General features: G+C 68.7%; 1 protein-coding gene and 1 pseudogene. Both read left to right on the forward strand.

What is annotated here, in order from left to right:
- Positions 1-657 (forward strand): ABC transporter permease (locus tag HC022_RS27890; RefSeq protein WP_167454528.1); only part of this gene is annotated, 657 nt, incomplete at its 5' end.
- Between the two features lie 17 nt (positions 658-674).
- A pseudogene (locus HC022_RS29570) lies at positions 675-814 on the forward strand (ABC transporter ATP-binding protein); the annotation flags it as partial.

An 814-nucleotide genomic window follows, 5' to 3' on the forward strand; every position in this document is an offset into this window, starting at 1 on the left:
CGCGAGGCGCTGACCGCGCTGCTGCAGCTCGGCTGGCTGTCTCTGCCGGTGGTCGGCATGACCGCGCTTTTCACCGGCGGCGCGCTGGCGCTGCAGATCTACTCGGGCGGCGCCCGCTTCAGCGCCGAGGCGGTGGTGCCGCAGATCGTCGCCATCGGCATGGTGCGCGAACTGGGCCCGGTGCTGGTGGGGCTGATGATCGCCGCCCGCGTGACCTCGTCCATCGCCGCCGAGATCGCCACCATGAAGGTGACCGAGCAGATCGACGCGCTGGTGACGCTCTCGACCAACCCGATGAAGTACCTCGTGGCGCCGCGTCTGCTGGCGGGGCTCGTGGTGGTGCCGCTGCTGGTGGGCGTCGGCGACGTCATCGGCATCTTCGGCGGCTGGTTCGTCGCCACCAGCTCGCTCGGTTTCAACCCCGCCGCCTATCTCAAGAACACGCTCGATTTCCTCGAGCCGCTCGACGTGATCTCCTCGCTGGTCAAGGGCTGCGCCTTCGGCGGCATCGCGGCGCTCATGGGCTGCTACCACGGCATGCACTCGGGCCGCGGCGCGCAGGGCGTGGGCCGCGCCACCAAGGGCTCGGTCGAGGCCGCGGCAGTGCTGATCCTCGCCGCCAACTTCCTGCTCACGGGGGTGTTCTTCTCGATATGACGAACGACGCCACACCCATGATTGCCCTCGAGGGCGTCTCGAAATCCTTCGGCCAGAAGCACGTGCTGCGCGGGGTCGACCTGAGCGTGCCAAGGGGCACCTCCATGGTCATCATCGGCGGCTCGGGCACCGGCAAGTCGGTGACGCTGAAATGCGT

This window comes from Salipiger sp. HF18 (assembly GCF_011806505.1).
GTDB lineage: Bacteria > Pseudomonadota > Alphaproteobacteria > Rhodobacterales > Rhodobacteraceae > Salipiger > Salipiger thiooxidans.